The 21,554-nt window shown below is 72.7% G+C and carries 22 protein-coding genes; 12 read left to right on the forward strand and 10 right to left on the reverse strand.

From position 1 onward, the window contains the following. Positions 1 to 402 precede the first annotated feature (402 nt). Both ABZ464_RS27080 and ABZ464_RS27085 read left to right on the forward strand, forming a co-directional pair. A complete protein-coding gene (locus ABZ464_RS27080) occupies positions 403 to 624 on the forward strand; it encodes a hypothetical protein (protein ID WP_359280535.1) in 222 nt (73 codons plus the stop codon). 393 nt (positions 625 to 1,017) lie between these two features. After that, positions 1,018 to 2,640 carry a hypothetical protein gene (locus ABZ464_RS27085; protein ID WP_359280536.1) on the forward strand — a complete coding sequence of 541 codons (1,623 nt, stop codon included), beginning with the start codon at positions 1,018 to 1,020 and terminating at the stop codon, positions 2,638 to 2,640. Between the two features lie 60 nt (positions 2,641 to 2,700). Here the strand turns inward: ABZ464_RS27085 and ABZ464_RS27090 are convergent, their stop codons facing one another. Continuing rightward, positions 2,701 to 4,059, reverse strand: coding sequence for an alkaline phosphatase (locus ABZ464_RS27090; protein WP_359280538.1), 1,359 nt, complete (start codon positions 4,057 to 4,059; stop codon positions 2,701 to 2,703). A 238-nt stretch (positions 4,060 to 4,297) separates the two neighbouring features. Further along, positions 4,298 to 4,888 carry a helix-turn-helix domain-containing protein gene (locus ABZ464_RS27095; protein ID WP_359280539.1) on the reverse strand — a complete coding sequence of 197 codons (591 nt, stop codon included), beginning with the start codon at positions 4,886 to 4,888 and terminating at the stop codon, positions 4,298 to 4,300. Positions 4,889 to 4,999: 111 nt separating this feature from the next. On the opposite strand from ABZ464_RS27095, the gene ABZ464_RS27100 reads away from it, so the two are divergent. Together ABZ464_RS27100 and ABZ464_RS27105 are read left to right on the forward strand one after the other, a co-directional pair. Next, complete coding sequence (locus tag ABZ464_RS27100; protein WP_359280540.1) at positions 5,000 to 5,296, forward strand: NAD-dependent epimerase/dehydratase family protein; 297 nt, start codon at positions 5,000 to 5,002, stop codon at positions 5,294 to 5,296. Further along, positions 5,280 to 5,885, forward strand: coding sequence for a hypothetical protein (locus ABZ464_RS27105; RefSeq protein ID WP_359280541.1), 606 nt, complete (start codon positions 5,280 to 5,282; stop codon positions 5,883 to 5,885). The genes ABZ464_RS27100 and ABZ464_RS27105 overlap by 17 nt, the downstream gene beginning before the upstream one ends. A gap of 43 nt (positions 5,886 to 5,928) precedes the next feature. Here ABZ464_RS27105 and ABZ464_RS27110 read toward each other — a convergent pair whose 3' ends face one another. Beyond that, positions 5,929 to 7,050, reverse strand: a complete 1,122-nt coding sequence (locus tag ABZ464_RS27110) for a hypothetical protein (RefSeq protein ID WP_359280543.1) — start codon at positions 7,048 to 7,050, stop codon at positions 5,929 to 5,931. Positions 7,051 to 7,236: 186 nt separating this feature from the next. Here ABZ464_RS27110 and ABZ464_RS27115 point away from each other — a divergent pair, with 186 nt between their 5' ends. From ABZ464_RS27115 to ABZ464_RS27130, 4 genes are all read left to right on the forward strand, one after another. Further along, entirely contained in the window at positions 7,237 to 8,322 is a 1,086-nt protein-coding gene (locus ABZ464_RS27115; RefSeq protein ID WP_359280545.1) for a substrate-binding domain-containing protein, read from the forward strand. Positions 8,323 to 8,353: 31 nt separating this feature from the next. Next, positions 8,354 to 9,133 carry an ATP-binding cassette domain-containing protein gene (locus ABZ464_RS27120; RefSeq protein ID WP_359280547.1) on the forward strand — a complete coding sequence of 260 codons (780 nt, stop codon included), beginning with the start codon at positions 8,354 to 8,356 and terminating at the stop codon, positions 9,131 to 9,133. A 140-nt stretch (positions 9,134 to 9,273) separates the two neighbouring features. Continuing rightward, positions 9,274 to 10,419 carry a sugar ABC transporter permease gene (locus tag ABZ464_RS27125; protein ID WP_359280767.1) on the forward strand — a complete coding sequence of 382 codons (1,146 nt, stop codon included), beginning with the start codon at positions 9,274 to 9,276 and terminating at the stop codon, positions 10,417 to 10,419. Positions 10,420 to 10,493: 74 nt separating this feature from the next. Continuing rightward, entirely contained in the window at positions 10,494 to 11,483 is a 990-nt protein-coding gene (locus ABZ464_RS27130) for a sporulation protein (protein ID WP_359280549.1), read from the forward strand. Positions 11,484 to 11,487: 4 nt separating this feature from the next. On the opposite strand, the gene ABZ464_RS27135 is transcribed toward ABZ464_RS27130, so the two are convergent. The 4 genes from ABZ464_RS27135 to ABZ464_RS27150 all read right to left on the reverse strand — a co-directional run bounded on the left by ABZ464_RS27135 (position 11,488) and on the right by ABZ464_RS27150 (position 14,255). Then, entirely contained in the window at positions 11,488 to 11,877 is a 390-nt protein-coding gene (locus ABZ464_RS27135; RefSeq protein ID WP_359280550.1) for a luciferase family protein, read from the reverse strand. Positions 11,878 to 11,986: 109 nt separating this feature from the next. After that, positions 11,987 to 12,967 (reverse strand): transporter, encoded by a 981-nt coding sequence (locus tag ABZ464_RS27140; RefSeq protein ID WP_359280552.1) that lies wholly within the window; start codon positions 12,965 to 12,967, stop codon positions 11,987 to 11,989. Next, positions 12,964 to 13,866: an ABC transporter ATP-binding protein gene (locus ABZ464_RS27145; RefSeq protein ID WP_359280554.1), complete on the reverse strand. Its 903-nt coding sequence runs from the start codon at positions 13,864 to 13,866 to the stop codon at positions 12,964 to 12,966. Before ABZ464_RS27145 ends, ABZ464_RS27140 begins: the two co-directional genes overlap by 4 nt. Next, entirely contained in the window at positions 13,863 to 14,255 is a 393-nt protein-coding gene (locus ABZ464_RS27150; protein WP_359280556.1) for a GntR family transcriptional regulator, read from the reverse strand. Before ABZ464_RS27150 ends, ABZ464_RS27145 begins: the two co-directional genes overlap by 4 nt. A gap of 133 nt (positions 14,256 to 14,388) precedes the next feature. Between ABZ464_RS27150 and ABZ464_RS27155 the strand changes: the two genes are divergently transcribed. The 3 genes from ABZ464_RS27155 (at position 14,389) to ABZ464_RS27165 (ending at position 15,831) form a co-directional block, all read left to right on the forward strand. After that, positions 14,389 to 14,841, forward strand: coding sequence for a hypothetical protein (locus ABZ464_RS27155; protein WP_359280558.1), 453 nt, complete (start codon positions 14,389 to 14,391; stop codon positions 14,839 to 14,841). A 151-nt stretch (positions 14,842 to 14,992) separates the two neighbouring features. Then, positions 14,993 to 15,493: a DUF6232 family protein gene (locus ABZ464_RS27160; protein ID WP_359280560.1), complete on the forward strand. Its 501-nt coding sequence runs from the start codon at positions 14,993 to 14,995 to the stop codon at positions 15,491 to 15,493. Beyond that, on the forward strand, positions 15,490 to 15,831 hold the full coding sequence (locus ABZ464_RS27165; RefSeq protein WP_359280562.1) for a hypothetical protein: 342 nt from the start codon (positions 15,490 to 15,492) through the stop codon (positions 15,829 to 15,831). Before ABZ464_RS27160 ends, ABZ464_RS27165 begins: the two co-directional genes overlap by 4 nt. Positions 15,832 to 15,840: 9 nt before the next feature. Here the strand turns inward: ABZ464_RS27165 and ABZ464_RS27170 are convergent, their stop codons facing one another. Continuing rightward, a complete protein-coding gene (locus tag ABZ464_RS27170; RefSeq protein ID WP_359280564.1) occupies positions 15,841 to 16,563 on the reverse strand; it encodes a TIGR03943 family protein in 723 nt (240 codons plus the stop codon). Further along, positions 16,560 to 17,582 (reverse strand): permease, encoded by a 1,023-nt coding sequence (locus ABZ464_RS27175; RefSeq protein ID WP_359280565.1) that lies wholly within the window; start codon positions 17,580 to 17,582, stop codon positions 16,560 to 16,562. The genes ABZ464_RS27170 and ABZ464_RS27175 overlap by 4 nt, the downstream gene beginning before the upstream one ends. Before the next feature lie 188 nt (positions 17,583 to 17,770). Here ABZ464_RS27175 and ABZ464_RS27180 point away from each other — a divergent pair, with 188 nt between their 5' ends. Beyond that, positions 17,771 to 19,624 carry an NAD-binding protein gene (locus tag ABZ464_RS27180; RefSeq protein ID WP_359280769.1) on the forward strand — a complete coding sequence of 618 codons (1,854 nt, stop codon included), beginning with the start codon at positions 17,771 to 17,773 and terminating at the stop codon, positions 19,622 to 19,624. Between the two features lie 71 nt (positions 19,625 to 19,695). On the opposite strand, the gene ABZ464_RS27185 is transcribed toward ABZ464_RS27180, so the two are convergent. Further along, on the reverse strand, positions 19,696 to 21,510 hold the full coding sequence (locus ABZ464_RS27185; RefSeq protein ID WP_359280566.1) for a prolyl oligopeptidase family serine peptidase: 1,815 nt from the start codon (positions 21,508 to 21,510) through the stop codon (positions 19,696 to 19,698). Between the last annotated feature and the right edge of the window lie 44 nt (positions 21,511 to 21,554).

Here is a 21,554-nt window from a genome sequence, read left to right on the forward strand (position 1 = left end):
GGCGTCGAGGCCCGCGAGGCGGCAGCCCGGCGTGGACGCCCGCGAGGCGGCAGCCCGGCGTCGAGGCCCGCGAGGCGGCAGCCCGGCGTGGACGCCCACGAGGCGAGAACCCGGCGTGACGCCCACGAGGCGAGAACCCGGCGTCGACGCCCACGAGGCGAGAACCCGGCGTGGACGCCCACGAGGCGGGGTTTCGGGGGTGGCTGTCGGAGCCGTGTCGGGCCGTTGTGGGGTGGGGGCGGGTGGCTTGTGCGCTGTTGGTGTCGGGGGTCGAACCGCAGGTCGGCGGGGCTGTCGGGCGGGGCCGGTCGCGGTGCGGGCGGCGCCGTTCGGCGGGGGTGGCGGGTCGTGGGTGTGGAAGGGCACAGCCGAGGGGGTGGAGGCAGGCGCATACTGGGGGCAATGACAAAGCCTGCTGCACCGAAGCGTCACCTGCCCACCAGTCCCTTCAAGGCCCCGGTAGCGCCCGCTCCCAAGCATTTCGCCGTGGGCGACCAGGTCACCCACGACATGTACGGCCTCGGCCGGGTCATCGGCATCGAGGAAGGAATCGCGGCACTCGTGGATTTCGGCTCGGCGCAGATGCGGATCCTGAGCCCGTACGCCAAGATGACCAAGCTGTAGGACCGCCGTGCCCGCTCACGGCACGCCAGGCCCCGTCCGGGGCCTGTCACACAAGGAGACCTCTCATCGATTCGACGTCGCTGTTCTCCGCCCTGGAAGGGCAACCCCGCCGTAGCGCCGCGGCATCGCCGCCTCCGGCGACCAACCCCTTCCAGGCCCCGGACTTCGGGCAGGACGAGCCCTTCCCGCAGGAGCCCTTCCCGCAGGAACTCTTCCCCCACGAGCCCTTCCCGCACGAGGAGGTACCGGGACCCGTCCGGGGTGTGCGTGCTCCGCGCCGCCCCAAGGCGGCCTAGCACCCCCGAGCTCCAGGAAAACCGCTCCGTGCCGCCGAGCCACCGCTGCTAGCATCGCCCCGCCTCATGTCATGACCGGCTCAAGGGGAGGGCTTTCATGGTGCAGGTCGGGAAGAGACCCTGGGGATTCGGACTGCTCGCGGCGGCCGTCGGAGGGCTGCTGATCGGCGCGCTCGCGGCCGGTCCCGCACAGGCCGGGGAGGCGGCGCGGGAGGCCGGGCCGGGCGTGACGGCCCTCGCCGTCGAGCAGAGCGCGGTGGACGCCACCTCCGGCGATGCCACGGTCACGATCGACTGGACCGTCACGGACCCGGACCCGGCGGCCACCGACCTGTTCGGCGCCCTCACCGTTCAGCAGGTGGGCGCCGGCGGACGCCTCGTCGGGGCGCCGCAGACCCTGACGTTCTCGTTCCAGCCGCAATGGCCCTACCAGGCGAGCGCGGTCGGCGGCACGATGGCGTCCGCGGACTACAGCTACGCCTTCCCCGTACCGCGGTACGCGGCTCGGGCCACGGCACGCTGGGCCGTGGTGAAGGTCACGGCCAGGGACGACCGGGGCGCCACGTTCACCGCGGGGCGGCACCGGCTGGCCCGGTTCGACACGGCGTTCACCGCCACCCATCTCATCGACGCGACGGGACCGGCGTACGACGATCTCGGGACGGTGCTCGACCAGCCGGAGTATCTCTACAACGCCGACGCCTCCGTCACCGCGAAGTACCGGCTGCACATCACCGACGCCGAGTCCGGCTTCTTCCGGGGCGCGCTCGTGCTCGGCGGCCCGGGGGGCGCGACGGCGAGCGGGGCGATCCGGCTGACCCGGGACACCGACGGCACGCTGTGGTGCGGGGACTATCCCGGGTACGACAGCCACGACGTCTTCTGCACGGCGGAGGTGACCCTGCCGGCCGGCGCCCCCGCCGGGACGTGGTCCCTCTCGCGCGTCCGGCTGACGGACGCGTCGGGGAACGTCGCCGTGACCGACGGGCTGTCGCAGGACCCGGTGCACGTCACGCAGAACGCCACGGTGCAGGCGTCGGACTTCGCCGTCACCCCCGCCCAGTACAACAACTGGAACGGCACGGCGCCGCTGACGATCACGATGAGACCGTCCGGCTTCCGCGACGGCATCGCCTCCGTGACGGTGCTGCTGGACGGCTGCAGCGGATCGGTCACGGAGAACCCGGAGATCGCGGCCGACGGCACGATCTCGGTGCGGGCCACCGTGCCGCCGGTCTACACGAGGCGGTGCAGCGTCACGGGAATCGGCCTCACGGACGGCGCCGGCCGGTCGGCCGCGTACGGCGCGGCCTTCCACGGGCCCGCCCTGGACCTCGTGGCCACGCAGATCCCCGACACGACCGCCCCGGTGGCGAACTCGGCCTCGCTGGACCTCACGTCCGTGCCCGCGAGCACGTTGCCGCGCAACGCCGTTCTCACCCTCGATGTGACGTCGTTCGTGGGCGTCGACGGTTTCAGCCTCACGGTGTACGACGCGAGCGGCGCCCCTGTCGGCGGCAGTTCCGGTGGCGTCAGCAGTGTGACGAGCGGCCCGCTCAGGCTGCTCGTCCCCCTGCGCCAGGGCTTCGCCCCGGGCACGTACACGGTCGGCTTCACCCTCACGGACGTGGGCGGCCTGCACACCCAGTACGGCTACCCCAACGGCCACGGGCTGCCCGTACCCGGCGGGCCGCTCCTGATCACGGTCACCGACGGCTGACGGGCGTACGGCCCGGCCGCCCTCGGGCGGTCGGGCCGCGGTCCCTCGTCGGGCGGGGCGTCAGCGCAGGCGCAGGGCCTCACGGATGGTGGTGAAGAGGTCGGTCTGGTCGGTGACGCCGAGGACGCGGTAGGCCTGGGGGCCCTGGGCGGCGATACGGACCTGGGTGCCGGTGTGCTCCTGGGACCGGCCCGGGGTGTCGGTCGAGTAGTTGACCTTCAGCTGCCGGCCCTCGTCGGTGATCAGGGTCGAGGACAGGCCGGGCGGGGTGGCCTCCAGCGGGACGATCTGGCTGGTGTGGCCGTGGTCGGCGGTGGTGACGACCAGGGTGTCGGGGTGCTTCGCGGCGTAGGCGCGGGCGACCTCGACGGCCTTGTCGAAGGCGGCGGTCTCACCGATCTGGCCGCACGGGTCGGCCGCGTGGTCCTGCTTGTCGATCGACGCGCCCTCGATCTGGAGGAAGAAGCCCTTGCCGGAGTGCTTCTGCCCGGCCTCCAGGAGCTGGATCGCCTTCGTGGCCGAGTCCGCGAGGCTCGGGGTCGAGGCTGGGCGGTTGGGGTTCGACGTGACGCAGCGCTGGGGGTCCGTGCCGCCCACCGCGGCCGCCCTGCCGGTCCACTCGACCGGGACGTTGCCGTCGGCGAACAGGCCCAGCACCGGCTTGCCGGCCTTCGCGCTCTTCAGGCCCGCGCTGTCGGTGACGACCTGGTAGCCCAGCTTCCGGGCCTGCTGGGTGACGGTCAGGCCCTGGTACTTGCCGTCGGTGACCGTCTGGTCGAAGCGCTGCTTGCCGCCGCCGATGAGGACGTCGACCTTGTGGTCGACGGACTGCTCGGCGATCGAGCCGGGTCCGCCGGCCGCGATGGTGTCGGTGGGGCACTTGGCCATGTCGGCCGGGCCCTGGCAGGAGCGGTCGGTGACGTGGGAGGCGAGCGCGGCCGGGGTGGCGTCGGTGAGCTCGGAGGTCGTGACGCTGCCGGTGGCGTAGCCGTTCTTCTGCGCCAGCTCCAGGATGGTGCGCACGGCCTTGTCGGTGCCGGGGGTCTTGGAGATACGGCCGTTGACCGTCTTCACGCCCGTCGCCCAGCCGGTGGCGCTGGCCGCGGAGTCGGTGACGTAGTCCGGGGTGCCGTCGGCGTGCACCGCGTACGTGGTGTAGGCGCCGGTCAGCGGGAGCTTGTCCATGTTCAGGCGGCCGTTCGCACCGACCGCGTAGTCACGGGCGAGGGTGATCTCGGAGTCGCCCATGCCGTCGCCGATGAGCAGGATGACGTTCTTCGCCTTGCCGCCCTGGATCGCGTTCCCGGCCTGCTGGGCGGTGTCGAAGGCGCCGGCCGCGGTGGTGACCGCCGCGACCGCCGTGGTCGCGGCGACCAGGGCGGTCGCGAGGGTGAGGTGACGGCGGGTGGGTCTGGGCACGGGTACGACTCCTCGAGGCGTCCGGCGTCCCGCCGGTGGTGCGGGGCGCAGCGGGGCAAGACCACCGGGCGCGGGCAAAGGGCGGGGAGACGGATGGTCTTGGCGGTGTATCCGGAACGTTACGCACGGTGGCGGCCCCAGCCCTGGACGCGCCGGTCCGGGCATCACGGACGTGTCGGGGAACTCGCGCCGTTCGTAGCCGAGGCGGGGCCGTGAGTCGGCCCGGTCGGGGGACGGCCTACCGCAGCGCGGCTGCGGCGGCGTGGAGTTCGTCGAGGGTGTGGCGGGCGAGTTCGGTGAGTGTGCGGTGGTCGGCCGGGTCTGCCTGGCCGGCCGGGTCGGCCCAGCGGTCGAAGGCGTCATAGAAGGCGCGGACGCCGAGTTCGGCGGCGAGGCTCGCGGTCGGTTCCGTCACGCCGCGGTGGTGGAGGGCGTCCGACATCGCCCGGGCGAGTCCGGCGCGCTTGAGGGCGGCGCGCTCCTGCAGCTCGCTGTGGCCGGCGGTGACCGAGCGGACCCTGGCGCTGAACTCACGGCGGTCGTCCGTGAAGGTGGCGGTGATCGCGTCGAGGGCCGCGCCGACCGCCTGCAGGGGCGTGGCCGGGCCGGGGGCCTCGGTGATCGCGTCGGCGAGGAGCCGGGCGTGGGTGTCCTGGCCGGCGAAGAGCACCTCCCGTTTGTCGGGGAAGTGCCGGAAGAACGTGGTCTTGGTCAGACCGGCCCGATCGGCGATGCCGGTCACGGTGGTGGCGTCGTAGCCCTGTTCGGTGAACAGGTCGAGTGCGGCGCGCACCAGCCGTTCCCGCGCGTTCGGTTCCCATCGAGCCATGGGGACAGCCTAAGTGATGTGACTTGGTACCGTCACTCGGGGTAGGGTGACGGTACCAAGTCACATCACTTCGCTCCGGCAGCGGAGCGCCACGACTCAGGAGAAACGCTCATGCGGGTATGCGTCACCGGCGCCGGCGGGCACATCGGATCGGCCGTGGTCCCCGAACTGATCCGGGCCGGACACGAGGTCGTAGGACTGGCACGCTCCGACGCCTCGGCCGTCGCCGTCGGAGCCATGGGCGCCGAGGTGCGCCGCGGGGACATCACCGACCCGGCCGTGCTGCGCCCGGCCGTGGCCGACGCGGACGCGGTCATCCACCTCGCGTTCGACCACGCCTCCCTGTCCCCCCCGGGAGTTCGCCGCCGCGGCGGCCGCCGACCTGGCCGTGGTGCGCACCCTCGGTGACGCGCTGACCGGCACGGGCAGGACCCTGATAGGCGTCGGCCTCACCCCCACGGGCGACGCGCGGCGCGACGCGGCGATCGCCGCCAACCCCCGCTCGGCCGCCGCGCGCGCGATCGCCGGGTTCACCGAGCAGGACGTACGGGCCATGCTGGTCGCGGTCCCGCCGGTCACCCACAGCGCACGGGACCGCGGCGGCTTCCTCCCCCGGCTGATCGGGATCGCCCGCGCCTCGGGCGTGTCCGCCTACGTCGGCGACGGCGCGGGCCGCTGGGCCGCCGGCCACACCCTGGACGTGGCCCGCGTCTTCCGGCTGGCGCTGGAGAAGGCCCCCGCCGGGGCCCAGTTGTACGCCGCGGCCGAGGAGGGCGTCACCGTGCGCGAGATCGCCGAGACGATCGGCCGCCGACTGGACGTCCCCGCCGTGAGCATCCCCGCCGAGCAGGCCGCGGACCACTTCAAGGGCTTTCCGTTCGTCACGCTCGACCTCACGATGTCCGGCAAGGAGACCGGTCGGCTGCTGGGCTGGGAGCCGGTCCACCCCGGTCTGATCGCCGACCTGGAGGACGGCCACTACTTCACCGGCCGCTGACGCTCGTTCTCCTCCGTGCCCTCCCCCGCACTGTTCCGCGGGCTCAGCGGGCCGCCGCGTCGGGCTCGTCCGCCGCCGAGGGGTGGATGTACCGGCCGCGGTTGAACGGGGTGAACCAGGCTTCGAAGGGCACGGGGGCGACACCGAGCGGGGCGTCGGGGGCGGCCCGTTCGTCGTGGTCGTCGTGGTCGTCGCCGTAGAGGTACTCGTGGTCCATGTCCTCGTAGAGGTGGTCGGTGAGCGCGTCGAGGGCGGCCGACACGTCATCGTCGAGGAGGTCGTGCAGCTCCAGGACCATGGTCGTCTGGCTCAGGAGGAGTCTCAGGGCGAGCTCCTCGGCGACACAGCCGAGGCGCTGGAAGCTGCCGTCGGTGAAGCGGGTGGTCAGGGCGATGACCGTGACCAGGAAGCGGCGGGCGAAGTGGGCGTCGTACTGGAGGGCGTAGCGGTCGGGGAGGCGTTCGAGGTGCCACAGGGGGCCCTCGCACTCCGCGACGGTGGCGTCCTCCTGGGTCAGGACCTGGACGTCCTCGAAGAGTTCGTCCACCAGGACGTCGGTGGCGTGGACCAGGGCGCCGGCGGCGAGCCGGGCGGCCTCCGGCGGGACGGCGAGCCCGTCCTCGTCCTCCAGTACGCCGAATCTGGCCGGGGGCAGGGAGCGCAGTTCGTCGGCCAGCTCCAGCATCCGGGACCGTACGGTCGCGGATCTCCGCTCGGCGTCGGGGCCCGCGCCGGTGCCGTCGGCCGTCGGGGCCTCGGTGTGGCGGGCCTTGCGGGCGACGGGGTCGTCCGGGGGTGCGTCGGGGCCGTGGGCGGCCTCGAGGCTGGCCATGGCGAGGTCCTGGTGGAGTTCGACCTCGCAGCGCTCGATCTCCCAGTCGGCCAGCAGCTCGGTGCGCTCCAGGAGTTCGTCGACGAGGACCCGTACCGAGTCCTCGGCGAACTCCAGGGCCGGCGCGTCCACGACGACCTTCAGCAGGGCGCCGCCGGGGTGGACGGCCACGATGGTGTCGAGGATGTCCACCTCCAGTCCGTCGGGCCCTTCGACGGCCCGTACGGAACCGAATCCGTCCTCGATGAGCGCCACCGCGCCGGCGCGCTGAAGCGGGTCCATCTCCGGAGTGCCCTCCGGGATGCAGGTCTCCACGGTCACTACGTACGTCACACGTCCGAGCCTTACAGCAGGAACGGCGCTGCGCGAGAGTGCGGACGCATCCGCACAGTGAATTCGATCCGTCCGTGCTGTTGAACGCAAAACCGGCAGCTTGGCTACCCTGGACCTCATGCACCCATTACGGGCAATACATGCGATTTCGGGCACCGTCGTGCGGCGAGGCCGGGGCGGGGGCCGATGGGGCGGGTCGGCCTGGCCGTGACCGTCGCCGCCGCCCTGACCCTCGTCGGGGCGTGCGGCGGCGGAGGAAGCGGGGGCGGCGGGAACGGCAAGGACGGCGACCCCACCATCGGGCTGCTGCTCCCGGGCGGCGGGGCCTCCCGCTTCGGACAGTTCGACCGGCCCCTGATCGAGAAGAAGGCCAAGGAGCTGTGTCCGTCCTGCCCCGCGGTCCAGGTCGCCGCCACACCCGATCCGGCGGTCCAGCGGCAACAGCTCGAAGCCATGATCACCCGGGGGGTGGACGTGCTGATCGTGGCCGCCGTCGACCCCGAGCTGCTGCGGCCGTCGGTCGTGGCCGCGGAGCGGGCCGGCATCCCGGTGGTCGCCTACGACCGGCTGGCACAGGGTCCGATCTCCGGTTACGTCACCTTCGACGGCGCCGAGGTCGGCCGGCTCCAGGGCGAGGGACTGCTGAAGGCGATGGGCGCGACGGCGGACGGCGGGCAGATCGTCATGATGAACGGCGCCACGATCGACCCGAACGCCGAATGGTTCAAGCAGGGCGCCCTCTCCGTCCTCAAGGGCAAGGTGAAGATCGGAAAGTCGTACGACACCGTCGGCTGGCGCCCGGAGAACGCGTTCGTCAACATGCGCGGCGCCATCGCCGCCCTGGGCGCGGACCGGATCGACGGCGTCCTGGCCGCCAACGACAGTCTCGCCGGCGCCGTGATCTCCGCGCTCAACGCCACCGAGGTCAGGCCGCTGCCCCCGGTCACCGGGCAGGACGCCGATCTCGCGGCCGTACGGCGCATCGTCAAGGGCGACCAGTACATGACCGTGTACAAGCCGTACAAGTCCGCGGCCGACGCCGCCGTGGAGATGGCCGTGGCGCTGGGGCGCGACGAGCCGGTCGAGTCCATCGCCACCGCCACCGTGGACAACGCCGGCAGGAAGGACATCCCGGCGGTCCTGCTGCCGTCCGTGTCGGTGACCGTCGGCACCATCAAGGACACTCTGATAAAGGATGGTTTGTACACCATCGATCAGATCTGTACCCCCGAGCTCCGGGCCGCCTGCGCCAAGGCGGGTCTCACCGGATGAGCCCGGGGAGGCCCGGGTGAGGAGGTGAGCGGTGCCGGTTCAGCCCCTGCTGGCGTTGCGCGGCGTCTCCAAGCGGTTCGCGGCCGTCCAGGCGCTGGTGGACGTCGAGCTGGAGATCGGGGTCGGGGAGGTGGTCGCCCTGATGGGCGACAACGCCGCCGGGAAGTCCACCCTGGTCAAGGTGATCTCGGGGGCCGGTCCCGCCGACCGGGGCGTCATCGAGTGGCTGGGCAGCGCGACCGCGATCAGACGTCCCCAGGACGCCCGGCTCCTGGGGATCGCGACCGTCTACCAGGACCTCGCGATGTGCGACAACCTGGACGTCGTCGGCAATCTCTTCCTCGGCCGTGAGATCCACCGGCTCGGCATCCTCGACGAGGTGGAGATGGAGCGCCGCACGCGCGAGCTGCTGCACACCCTGTCCATCCGCATCCCCGACGTGCGGATTCCGGTCGCCGCGCTGTCGGGCGGCCAGCGGCAGGTCGTCGCGATCACCCGTTCGCTCCTCGGCGCGCCCAGGCTGCTCCTGCTCGACGAGCCCACCGCCTCCCTGGGCGTCGAGCAGACCGGCCAGCTCCTCGACCTCATAGAGGAACTGCGCGACCGGGGCCTCGGGGTCCTGCTGATCAGCCACAACATGGGGGACATCAAGGCCGTCGCCGACCGGGTCGCCGTCCTGCGCCTCGGCCGCAACAACGGCTTCTTCGATGTGGACACCGCCTCCCAGGAGCAGATCATCGCCTCCATCACCGGCGCGGCCGACAACGCCTCCGCCCACCGCCCGACCCGCCCCGAGGAGGCCTGGCCGTGAGGGAGCCCACCCCAGGAGGCGACGGCCCCCCGTCGCACGGCACCCCGCCGCACCCCGGCGGCGGCGCGCGCGGCCCGGCCCGGCGGTCCGGCCGGTACGCCGCCCACCTCACGGCGTACGCCCACTCGGTACGCCACCGGCTGCGCGAACGCGATCTCGGCCCCGCGCCCGTCCTGCTCGCCCTCGCGCTGACCTGGATCGTGTTCCAGGCGCTCAACCACAACTTCCTCTCGCCGCGCAATCTGTCCATCCTCAGCGTGGACATCGTCGGGACCGGCATGGTCGCCGTCGGTATCGTCTTCGTGCTGCTGATCGGCGAGATCGATCTGTCGGTGGGCTCACTCGCGGGCCTGGCCGGGGCCGTGTTCGCGGCGCTGAACGTGAACCTCGGGATGCCGGAGTGGCTCGCCGTGCTCGTCGCGCTGGCCTGCGGCGCCGCGGCCGGGGGGATCCAGGGGTTCTCCTTCGCCAGGATCGGCGTACCGGCGTTCGTCGTCACCCTCGCGGGCCTGCTGGCCTGGAACGGTCTGATGCTCTACCTGCTGGGCACGGAGACCTCCATCAGCTTCAGCGAAGAAGGGCTGGTCGCCCAGCTGACCAGCCGCTACTTCAGCGCCGCCGTCGTCGGCTACGGCCTGGCGGCGCTCGCCACGGCCGCGTACCTCGCCTTCTGCCTGCGCGACCGCCGACGCCGGGGCGCGGCCGGGATGCCGTACCGCCCGGTGGCCGACATCTGGATCCGTACGGCCCTGCTCGCGGCGGCCGCCTTCACCTCCGTCTCCGTGCTGAACCAGTTCGAGGGCGTGCCGCTGGCGCTGCTGGTCTTCCTCGCGGTGGTCGTCGTCTCGGACCTGTTCCTGCGCCGCACCCCGTACGGCCGGCAGATCCTCGCGCTCGGCGGCGGGGTGGAGGCGGCACGGCGGGCCGGGGTCGACGTGTCGCGGGTACGGATCGCGGTGTTCATGGTGTCGGGGACCCTGGCGGCGGTCGGCGGTCTGTTCGTCGCCTCGCGGCTGACCTCGGCGAGCCAGGTGCCGGGCTCCGGGATGCTGCTGATCAACGCCATCGCCGCCGCCGTGATCGGGGGCACCAGCCTGTTCGGCGGGCGGGGATCGACCTGGTCCGCGCTGCTGGGGGTGCTGATCATCCAGTCGATCGCCTCGGGCATGGCGCTGCTGGGGGTCGGCTCGCCGGTCCAGTTCATGATCACCGGTGGGGTGCTGTACACGGCGGTGGTGCTCGACTCGCTGACCCGCCGCTCGGCGGAGACCCATGGGAGAGCGTGAGGCCCACGGGAGCGCCCCCATGGATCTACACTTCTGTAGAAACACTGCACGCACGTGAAGGAGTGAACGCCACGATGGTGTTCAAACGACTGCTCGGCTCGCTCGGTGTGGGTGGACCCACGGTCGACACGGTCCTCGATCCCGCTCCGGTCCGGCCCGGCGGGACGCTCACCGGCCAGGTCCATCTCCAGGGCGGCACCGCCGACCACGACATCGAGCACCTCACCCTGGAGCTGGTGGCCCGGGTGGAGGCCGAGCACGGCGACGGCGAGAGCGAGGGGACCGTCGTCTTCGAGCGGGTCACGATCGGCGGCGGCTTCCGGCTCGGCGAGGGCGAGCACCGCAGCGTGCCGTTCGGGCTGACCCTGCCCTGGGAGACGCCCATCACCGAGCTGTACGGGCAGGCGCTCGGCATCGTCCTCGGGGTGCGCACCGAGCTGTCGGTGGCCGGCGCCCGGGACAAGGGCGACCTCGACCAGCTCACCGTCGCTCCCCTGGCGGCCCAGGAGCACATCCTGGAGGCGCTCGGCCAGCTCGGCTTCGGCTTCCGGTCGGCGGACCTGGAGTACGGCCGGATCGGCGGCACCGGTCAGCAGCTCCCCTTCTACCAGGAGATCGAGCTGACCCCGGCCCCGCAGTACGCCCATCGGATCAACGAGATCGAGCTGACCTTCCTCGCGCACCCCGGCGGCCTGGAGGTCGTCCTGGAGGCCGACAAGCGGGGCGGGTTCCTCGGCGAGGGCCAGGACGTGCTCACCCGCTTCTCCGTCGGGCATCACGACCTGCGGGACTGGAACACGGAAGTCGACGGCTGGATCCGGCAGTTGGCCGAGCACCGGGAGTCGTACCCCTCGTACGACTCCCACGACCCGCACGTCCACGGCGGGCACGACGGCCACGGCGAGGGGCACCGCCCCTCCGGTCCCGGCATCGGGACCGCCGTCGCGGCGGGCGCGGCCGGGCTCGCCGTCGGTGTGGTCGGCGGCCTGGTGGCGGCCGAGGTCATCGACGAGGTGGGCGACTTCTTCGAGGGGGACGAAGAGGGGGACGAGGAAGAGGACTGACCCGCTACAGGGTCTCGCGGTGGGCGAGCGCCGCCTCCAGCCGGTCGTTGCAGCGGGCGGCGGAGGCGGCGAGGGCGTCCGGCTGATCCTGGTGGGCCCGCAGAGCTGCGCTCATCAGGGTCATCAGCAGGCTCACGTCCGACTCGCACTCGAGCCGGACGGTCACCCAGTGCGAGCCGGGCACCAGCCGGATCGCGGTCGAACGCCGCAGGTCACGCTCGTAGTGGCGGATCGCCCGGCTCGTGAGGAGCAGGTCGACGCTGCGGTCGGAGTGGAAGTGGGCGATCTCTCCGCGGGCCGAGCCGAGCGCCCGGCCGGTACCGCAACTGGACCGGATCTCCGTGAGATCCGGCCAACTCACCAGCTGTGCCAGGGCATGCCAGGCCGTCGTCATACGCCCATCATGGGGCGATCACCGCGCGGACACCAGAGTTTGAGGGAGACGTAACCGGGGCGTAGCGCGGGTCGCGCCCCCGGTGTCAGCCCGGTCCGCGCCCCCGGTGTCAGCTCGGTCCGCGCCTCACCTGCCAGGCGCACAGGGCCGCCAGGGCGAGGGCGAGCCCCAGGTACAGGCCCGTCTCGGCCCACTGGAGGGGCCAGAAGTGGCCCGCGGGCTGGTAGGTGATGCGCTGGTCGTAGTGGAGGCGGGCCAGCGTGCCCAGGCAGTCCTCGGCGGGGGTCGGCGGTCCGCACGAGGTGACGGACGAGGGCAGGGCGGCCACCGGGTGCCCGGACGCGTCCAGGGTCTGCTGGGCGGTGATCCACGCGCCCGGCTTGTCGAGGGCGAGGCTCAGCCCGTCCTCGCCGAGGGTCACCAGGTCCCCGCCGTCGATCGGCACGGTCACCTGCTCGGGGGCGGCCAGGTGCGGGCGGATCCAGAAGGGCACGGCGAGTTGGACGCCGGCGTACACCCCGAGGGTCGCCGCCATGGCCGGCAGGGTGCGGCGGAGCAGCACGCCGAGGGTCGCGCCGAGGACGAACGCGAAGGCGGCGGAGCCGACCGGGACGATCCCGCGGGCGGCGAAGACGAGGGGGTACAGCCGGGGGAAGAACGGATCGACGCCCTCGCTGCCGCCCGTCGCCGCGGCCCGGTCGATCGGACCGGACCACCAGGTCACCGCCAGGGAGCCGAGCCCGGCGACGGCCACGGCGGCCAGGGCGGTGAGGGAGAGCCGGGTGAGCAGCCAGCGGGTGCGGGTGACGGACTGGTTCCAGGCCAGGCGGTGGGTGCCGGTCTCCAGTTCGCGGGCGATCAGCGGGGCGCCCCAGAACATGCCGATCAGGGCGGGCAGGACGAGGACGAGGACCAGTCCGCCGTAGTACAGCCCCTGCTCGGTGGTGGACGTCCGGGCGGCGAGGCCCGCCGGGTCCCCGAGACCGGCCAGCCGGGGGCCGGTGGCCGCGAGGACGGCGGCCAGTACGGCGAGACAGGCGCCCCAGGCCGTGGCCTGCGCCCTCAGTTGACGCCAGGTCAGCCAGGTCATCGCAGCACCTCCAGGGCGGGGCGGGCGTCCCGGACCCGTTCGGCGGGCCGGGCCATGTGGGCGAGGACGATGTCCTCCAGGCCGAGCGGGGCGGCCGTCCAGCCGGGGTCGTGGATCGCGCCGTCGGTGCGGACGACGAGGGTGGTCTGGCGTTCGGTGTGGCTGGCGGAGACCACCTGGACGTGCGCGGGGAGCGTGTCCGGGTCGCGGCGCGGGCCGGTGAGCCGGCGGTGCGCGGCGAGCAGTTCGTCGAGGTCACCGGCCACCTGCACCCGGGAGTCGACCAGGACGATGACGTGGTCGCAGCAGCGCTCCACGTCCTGGACCAGGTGGGAGGAGAGCAGGACGGTCATCTCCTGCTCGGCGACCGCCTCCATCAGGTCCTGCATGAACTCCCGTCTGGCCAGGGGGTCCAGGGCGGCGACCGGCTCGTCGAGGACGAGGAGTTCGGGCCGTTTGGCGATGCCGAGGGTGAGCGCGAGCTGGGCGCGCTGGCCGCCGGAGAGCCGGCCCGCCCTCTGACCGGGGTCGAGACCGAGACGCCGTATGCGCTCCTGGGCGAGCCGGTCGTCCCAGCCGGGGTTGAGCCGGGCGCCGAGCCGCAGATGGTCGGCGACGGTCAGGCCCGCGTACACCGGGGCGTCCTGGGCGACGAAACCGACCTTGGCGAGCTGTGCGGGGTTCTCGGCGGGCCGGCCGCCGCACACCTCCACGGTGCCCTCGGTCGGCGCGAGCATGCCGGTGGCCAGGTTCAACAGGGTGGACTTGCCCGCCCCGTTGGGGCCGACCAGTCCGACGACGCGGCCCGCGGGCACGTCCAGGTCGCAGTCGCGCAGCGCCCAGCGGCGGCGGTATCTGCGGCCGAGTCCCCGGGCCCGTAAGACGGATACGGCGGTCATGCGACGTCCTCCCCCGCTGCGTTGCGGAACGTGCTCATGAACAGGGCCTCGATGGACTCCTCGTCGAGTCCGGCCAGGCGGGCCTTGGTCAGCCAGCGGCGCAAGTCCTGGCGGAGCGGGCCGTGCGCGGCGAGCGAGGCGCCGGCCAGGGTGCGGGTGACGAACGTGCCCACGCCCGGCCGGGCGGCCACCAGCCCCTCGTGCTCCAGCTCCCGGTACGCCTTCAGCACGGTGTTGGGGTTCACCGCCATCTGCCGGGCCACTTCCTTGACCGTCGGCAGCCGGTCGCCCTCCGTCAGCAGGCCCAGCCGCAGGGCGTGCCGCACCTGCTGGACGAGCTGCTGGTAGGGCGAGAGACCGGACTGGCCGTCGAGGTGGAACTCGATCATTCAGTTCCTCCATTTATCTAGTTGGCTAGTACTTTAGCCTCCTGGTGTGGTCCGCGGTCAACTGAACGCCCGAAGACCGGCCTTCGTACCTCTGGGGGACCGGTCCGATCCCCCAGTCGCGTACGGAGTCCCGATGCACCGTCCCGTCCGTCGTCTCCTCGGAGTTCCGGTGTGCGCGCTCACCGCGGCGCTGCTGCTGGCCGGATGCGGCGGCGGATCCGGGGACGGGGACGAGGAGCGCACGGCCGCCTCGAAGAGCGCGGCGCCGAGCGCCCGCCCGATGACGCTGGAGGCGCTCGGCAAGGCCGTCGGCTGCACGACGGCGCCGAAGGAGGCCGGGAAGACCCTCGACTTCCGGCAGGGCGTCTGCAAGTCGGCGGATGCCGAGTTCGTGCTGCTGACCTTCGACACCGCCGAGGGCCAGCGCGGCTGGCTCGACACGGCGATGATCTACGGCGGGGTCTATCTCGTCGGCAACCGCTGGGTGCTCTCGGCCGATCCGCGCTCGGAGATGGAGAAGCTCCGCGGGGAACTCGGCGGCAAGATCGAGGAGTCGCCGTACGGCGCGAGCCCTTCGGCCTCCTGAAGCCGCCCGCTCGGTCAACTCTGTCATCGGCGTCCCTCGAGATGCCCGAATGAATCAGTTTGAGTGAATAACTGGCAAATGCCGTAGGCCGGTTGCGCCCGCCCCTACTGTCCATCCAGTCGCCGCCATCACCGAACAGAGGAGGCCGACTGTGGTGCAAGTACGGGTCAACGAAGGTGTGCTGTGGGTGGAGGGAGAGGCCTATCCGCTGCGCAACATCTCCCATGTCGGCCAGCGGGTGCTGGAGGTCGACCGCCGCGCCGCCTGGAAGCGGTTCATCCAGCGCTCCGTCATCTGCTTCTTCGTCGGCGGAATCATCGGGGCCGGTGCGGGCACCCCCGGTCTGATCATCTGGCTCGCCGTGCAGGCCCTCCTGGTCTGGCAGCTCGTCAAGGTCCTCAACAGGCCCACCCTGTACGGCCTCGTCCTCAACACCTCCGGCACCCAGCGCGACGCCGTGTGGTCCACGGACCGGAGCGAGATCACGCACCTGGTCGGCGAGATCACCAAGGCGATCGGCCACCCGGACGTCGCGCAGATCACCTACAACGTGCAGCACGCCGTGCACGGTGACGTCATCAACCAGTACGGCGACCACAACGTCGGCAAGAACCAGCACAGCGGTTCCGGGAACATCGTGGGGTCGCGATGAGCGGCGACCACATCCAGCAGTGGGGCTCCGGCAACCTCGGCAAGGCCGTCCACAGCGGCTCGGGCGACATCGTGACCGGCAGCACGTACACGACCGCCGGCCCGGACGCCCACGCGGCCGCCCTCGACACCCTCCTCACCGAACTCCGGGCCCTGCGCCACCATCTGGACGCCGGCCGCCGCGCGGAGGTCGACGCGGCCGTCCGGGAGATCGGCGCCAACCCTTCCGGCGAGGGCCTGCGCGGGGTCCTGGAGAGGATCGCCGGCATCGCCGCCGTCCTCGGCGCCGTGGGCACCCCGGTCGTCACCGCCGTCATGGCCCTGATGGGCAGCTCGTGAGGCGACCGGTCAGTTGTTGTACGACTCGTCGTACGGGTCCCGGGGCTCCGGAGTCGGCTCGGCCGTCGTGATCTTCAAATAGGGGATGGGGCCGTTGTTGACGGGGTCCCGGGACTGGCGGGGGATGTAGGTGCCGGTGACGGTGAGCCAGGTGTCGGGCTGGAGGACCGGGGGGATCGCGCCGGTCAGGGCGACCTTGACGGGCTGGGCGTCCGCGGCGCAGCAGTTGAGGGCCATACGGACCAGGTAGGGGGTGCCGTCGTGGTCCAGGGCGATGAATCCGGTGAGCTCGACGCGACGGCCTTCGAGGGTGCGGCCGTGGTCGTAGACCGCGCGGCCCGCGTAGTCGACGAGACCGAGGGGCAGCGGGTCGGTGGCCGGGAGGGCCGGGTAGGCGAGGGGTTCCTGCAGGGCCGTACCGGCGCGGGTCGCGCTGTAGGAGCCCAGGGCCGGCGGGGCGACCAGGATCAGGGCGAGGAGGGGGAGGATCAGCAGCCAGGAGATACGGGGTTCGGGGTGGCCGTGCCCGCGGTCGTGGTCCTGTTCCTGCTTCCCCCTGCGCCACTCGTACCACGCCGTGGCCAGCGCCGCGACGATCAGGACCGCGCCGGACGCCAGCAGCAGCGGCTGCAACCCCGCCTTGACGTAGCGGAGGTAGAGGTCGGTGGTGCCGGCGTGCAGGAGGGCCGCGCCGAGGAGGAACAGGACGGCGGCCTGGGACTGTCGGTTCACAGCAGGACCGCTCCCGTCAGTACGGCCGAGGCGATGGCCAGGACGAAGGTCATGGGGGCGAAGCGGAGGGCGAAACCTCGGCCGAAGGTGCCCGCCTGCATCGCGAACAGCTTGAGGTCGATCATCGGGCCGACGACCAGGAACGCGAGCCGGGCCGTCAGGGAGAACTGGGTGAGGGACGCGGCCACGAAGGCGTCCGCCTCCGAGCAGATGGACAGGATCACCGCGAGCAGCGCGAGGGCCAGGACCGCGACGACCGGGTTGCCGGCCGCCGTACGCAGCCAGCTCTCCGGCGCGACCGCCTTCAGCGTCGCCGCCGCCATCGCGCCCACCACCAGGAAGCCGCCCGCGTGCATCACGTCGTGCCGCACCGAGTCCCAGAACGCGGCGCCCTTCGTCTGCCCCTCGTGATGCGCGTGCGCCGGGGGCCGCATCCAGTCCGTACGGCCCACCCGCTGCCACAGCCAGCCCATCGCACACGCCACCAGCAGACTCGCGGCGAACCGGGCCAGGACCATCTCGGGGTTCCGGGGAAAGGCCACGGCCGTGGCCGTGAGCACGATCGGGTTGATGGCGGGTGCGGAGAGCAGGAAGGCGAGGGCCGCCGCCGGGGTCACGCCCCGGCGCACCAGCGCCCCCGCGACCGGCACCGAGGCGCACTCGCAGCCCGGCAGCACCGCCCCCGCCATCCCGGCGACCGGCACGGCCAGCGCGGGACGGGAGGGCAGCGCGCGGGCGAAGAAGGACGGCGGGACGTACACCGCGATCGCCGCCGACAGCAGCACGCCCAGCACCAGGAACGGCAGCGCCTGGATCACCACCGCCACGAACACCGTCGTCCAGCTCTGCATCACCGGCGCGGACAGGGCCCGCCGGATCGGACTCTGCAGCAGCACGAGGAGCAGCAGGAGCAGGGTGAGGGCGAGGGAGGAGGTCAGCCGCCGGGGCTCCTCGGCCGGCGCGGCGGACGGCTCCGGGCGCGTGTCCTCCTCGCGCGGGGCCGCTTTGGTGATGGCCACGGGTCGGGCACCTCCGGGTTCCGGTTCCGGCTTATCCCTTGTCCCCCCATTCATACGGCAGGTGCGCACCGCCCGTTCACCGGCCCCGTGGAACCTCCCGTCCCGGTACGGCAGTCTTCTCCCCCGTGGGCAGTCATGCGGGGAGCGTCCCGAATCAGGGCAGGGCGACCGGTGACACCGGCGCGCACATGGTGGTGTGCGGCGACGACGGGCTCGCGCACCGGCTCGCCGCCGAACTGCGGGGTGTCTACGAGGAGCAGGTCACGCTCGTCGTGCCGCCCGCCGAACGCTCGGTGCGGCCGCCGGTCGTCGGACGCGCCCGCGCGGTGTCCGCGGCGCTGCTCGACCGGGTGGTGAGCGCGGCCGTCAGCCGGGCCGCGGGCAACGGCACCACCCCCGCCACCGGCGAACCCTCGAACGGACAGCGCACGTTGGAGGCCGTCGAGCCCACCGAGGCCGTACTCGCCGAGGCGGGCGTGGAACGGGCCGCCGCGCTGGCGCTCGTGTACGAGGACGACGAGACCAACATCCGCGCCGCCCTCACCGCCCGCCGCCTCCACCCCCACCTGCGGCTGGTCCTGCGCCTGTACAACCGCCGGCTGGGCCTGCACATCGAGGAACTCCTCGACCAGGCCGCCGCGCTGGCCGCCGGTGACGGTCCGGCGGCCGGGAGCGACGCCTCGACCACCGTGCTGTCCGACGCCGACACCGCCGCGCCCGCGCTGGCCGCGTCCGCCGTCGCCGGCACCACCAAGGTCGTCCAGACGGACAAGCTGATGCTGCGCGCCGTCGAGCGCCTGCCGGGTGAGCCCGCCGGCGGCCGTCCCACCCTCGCGCTGCTGTCCGCGAACGCCTCCGATCCCGCCTTCGCGGACGGTTCGGAGAGCAGCGGGGAGCAGGGGCCGCTGCTGCTGCCGGACGCGCAGGCCGTGCGGGAGGCGGCCGGTCGGCGCGGCTCGGTGGAGCTGGAACAGGTGGCGTACTCGACCCGCCCCGCCCCCCAGACGAGCCGGGGTCTCGGGGCGATGGCCCCGATCGCCGTCCTCTTCTCCCGACGGCTGCGGCTGTCGCTGGCCGGCCTGGTGGGGTGTGTGTTCGCGCTGGCGGTGGCGTTGTGGGTGGTGACCGGGATCCATCCGCTGGGCGCGCTGTATCTGACCCTGCTGGACCTGTTCGCGATCAACGACCCGGCGATCGGGGCGAGTACGGCCCGTCAGGTGCTGCAACTGCTGTCCGGGCTGATGGGGTTGCTGCTGCTGCCGGTGCTGCTGGCGGCGGTGCTGGAGGCACTCGGGACGTTCCGCGGGGCGGGGTCGCTGCGCCGGCCGCCGCGCGGGATGGGCGGCCATGTCGTGCTGCTCGGGCTGGGCAAGATCGGCACCCGGGTGCTGGTCCGGCTGCGGGAGCTGAACATCCCCGTGGTGTGCGTGGAGGCGGGGCCCGAGGCCCGCGGGCTCGCGGTGGCGCGGCGGCTCCGGGTGCCGGTGGTGCTGGGGGACGTCACCCAGGAGGGGGTGCTGGAGGCGGCGAAGATCCACCGGGCGCACGCACTGCTCGCGGTGACCAGCTCCGACACGACGAACCTGGAGGCCTCGCTGTACGCCCGGACGCTCCGGCCCGATCTGCGCGTGGTGCTGCGGCTGTACGACGACGACTTCGCGACCGCCGTGTACCGCACCCTGCGGGCCGCGCATCCGCAGGCGCTGACCCGGAGCCGGAGCGTGTCGCATCTGTCGGCGCCGTCGTTCGCCGGGGCGATGCTGGGGCGGCAGATCCTGGGGGCGATCCCGGTGGAACGGCGGGTGCTGCTGTTCGCCACGCTGGAGGTCGGGGAGTGCGCGCAGTTGACGGGGCGGACGGTGGGGGAGGCCTTCCGGGCGGGGATGTGGCGGGTGCTGGCGCTGGACACGGGGCGAGGTGAGGACGGCTTGGTGTGGGACCTCCCCGACACGTATGTCCTGCGGGACTCGGACAGGGTGGTGCTGGCGGCGACGCGTCGGGGGCTGGCGGAGTTGCTGAGGAGGCGGGGGCGGGCTGCGTGACCGGGCCCAGGCCCTTAAGACACCCCACGCACCCGGCGACGCACCCGCACCCGCCCCCGCCAACGCACCCCCTACTTCAAATGCCTCGCCGCGAACTCCAGTTCCAGCCGCACCTGCTTGATCCGCTCATCGACCACCAGCGACCCGTGCCCGGCGTCATACCGGTACACCTCGTGCACCGCGCCCCTCGCCTCCAGCCGCTTCACATAGTTGTCGATCTGGCGGATGGGACAGCGCGGGTCGTTGACGCCCGCCGAGATGTACACCGGCGCCTTGACGTCGTCGACGTACGTCAGGGGCGAGGACGCATCGAAGCGGTCCGGCACCTCCTCCGGCGTGCCCCCGAGCAGCGTCCGGTCCATCGCCTTCAGCGCTTCCATCTCGTCGTGGTACGCCGTGACGTAGTCCGCGACCGGCACCGCCGCGATCCCGAGGGTCCACGCCTCCGGCTGGGTGCCGAGGCCGAGGAGGGTGAGGTAGCCGCCCCAGGAGCCGCCGGTGAGAATCAGCCGGGCGGGGTCGGCGAGACCCGACGACACGGCCCATTCCCGCACCGCCTCGACGTCCTCCAGCTCGATCAGCCCGACCCGCACCTTCAGCGCGTCCGTCCAGGCCCGCCCGTACCCCGTGGAGCCGCGGTAGTTGACGCGGATCACCGCGTACCCGTGGTCCACCCAGGCCGCCGGGGCCGCCGCGAAGGCGTCGCTGTCGTGCCAGGTCGGACCGCCGTGGATGTCGAAGACGGTCGGCAGCGGACCGCTCGCCCCCGCCGGCTTCTGGACCAGCGCGTGGATCCGGCCGCCGGGGCCCTCCACCCACACGTCCTCCACGGCGACCGAGCCCGGGGACTTCATCCCGGGCGGGTCGAGGACGACCTGCCCGGTCGTCGAGCGGACCACCGGCGGCTCGGCGGCCGAGGACCACAGGTACTCCACGCTGCCGTCCGGCCGGGCCGTCGCCCCGGAGACCGTGCCGCGCGGGGTCGGCACCCGCTCGAGACCGCCGCCTGCCAGGTCGTACCGGAAGAGTTCGCTGCGCGCCTCGAAGCTGTGCGCGATCAGCAGCCCGGAGCCGTCCGGGTACCACTCGGCGCTGACGTCACCCGGCAGGTCCAGCGCCAGGTCGGTCTCCTCGCCCGTGGCCACGTCCCACACCAGCGGCTCCCAGCGGCCACGCCGCTGGTGCCCGATCAGCAGCCGGGTGTCGCCGTCCACCGGGGCGAAGCCCAGGACCTCCAGGCCCAGCTCCTCCTTGCCGCCGTCGGTGTCGTCCAGTTCGGCGACCCTCGTGCCGTCCGGGCGCACCACCCGCAGCGCGGAGTGCATGGCGTCGCCGTGCTCGGTGTGCTCGATCGCGATCAGCGTGCCGTCGTGGGAGAGGTCCCCGACGCCCGCCGACTCCCGGTGGCGGTACAGCTCGAAGGGCGCCTCGCCGACCCGTGCCACATGGATCGTCGTGCCCTCCTCGTCGGTCGAACGGCCCACCACCGCCGTCCGCCCGTCGCGGCCGAGCGCGAGGCCCGCCGGGTACGACGGGTCGAGGCCCGGTGTCGCCAGCTCGTCCTCGCCGCCCTCGAACGGCTGCCGACGCCAGACGCCGAACTCGTCGCCGTCCTTGTCGTCGAACCACCAGATCCATGCGCCGTCCGGGGAGAGCACGCCGTCCGTCGTGCCGTTCGCCCGTTTCGTCACCTGCCGCTGCTCACCGGTGGCCCGGTCCCAGGCGTACAGCTCATACGTACCCGTCGCATTGGAGACGAACAGGGAACGGTCAGGCGTGTCCTCCGCCCAGTCCGGCAATGACACCCTGGGCGCCCTGAAGCGCTTCTCCCAGTTCGGCATCTCCTCGTACCGCCCCGGCGCGGCGGACCCGTAGCTCTCAGTCATGGACCCATACTGCCCGCCCTCGGCGACAAACGACCTCCGCTGAG

It is taken from the genome of Streptomyces sp. NPDC005820 (assembly GCF_040630255.1).
GTDB lineage: Bacteria > Actinomycetota > Actinomycetes > Streptomycetales > Streptomycetaceae > Streptomyces.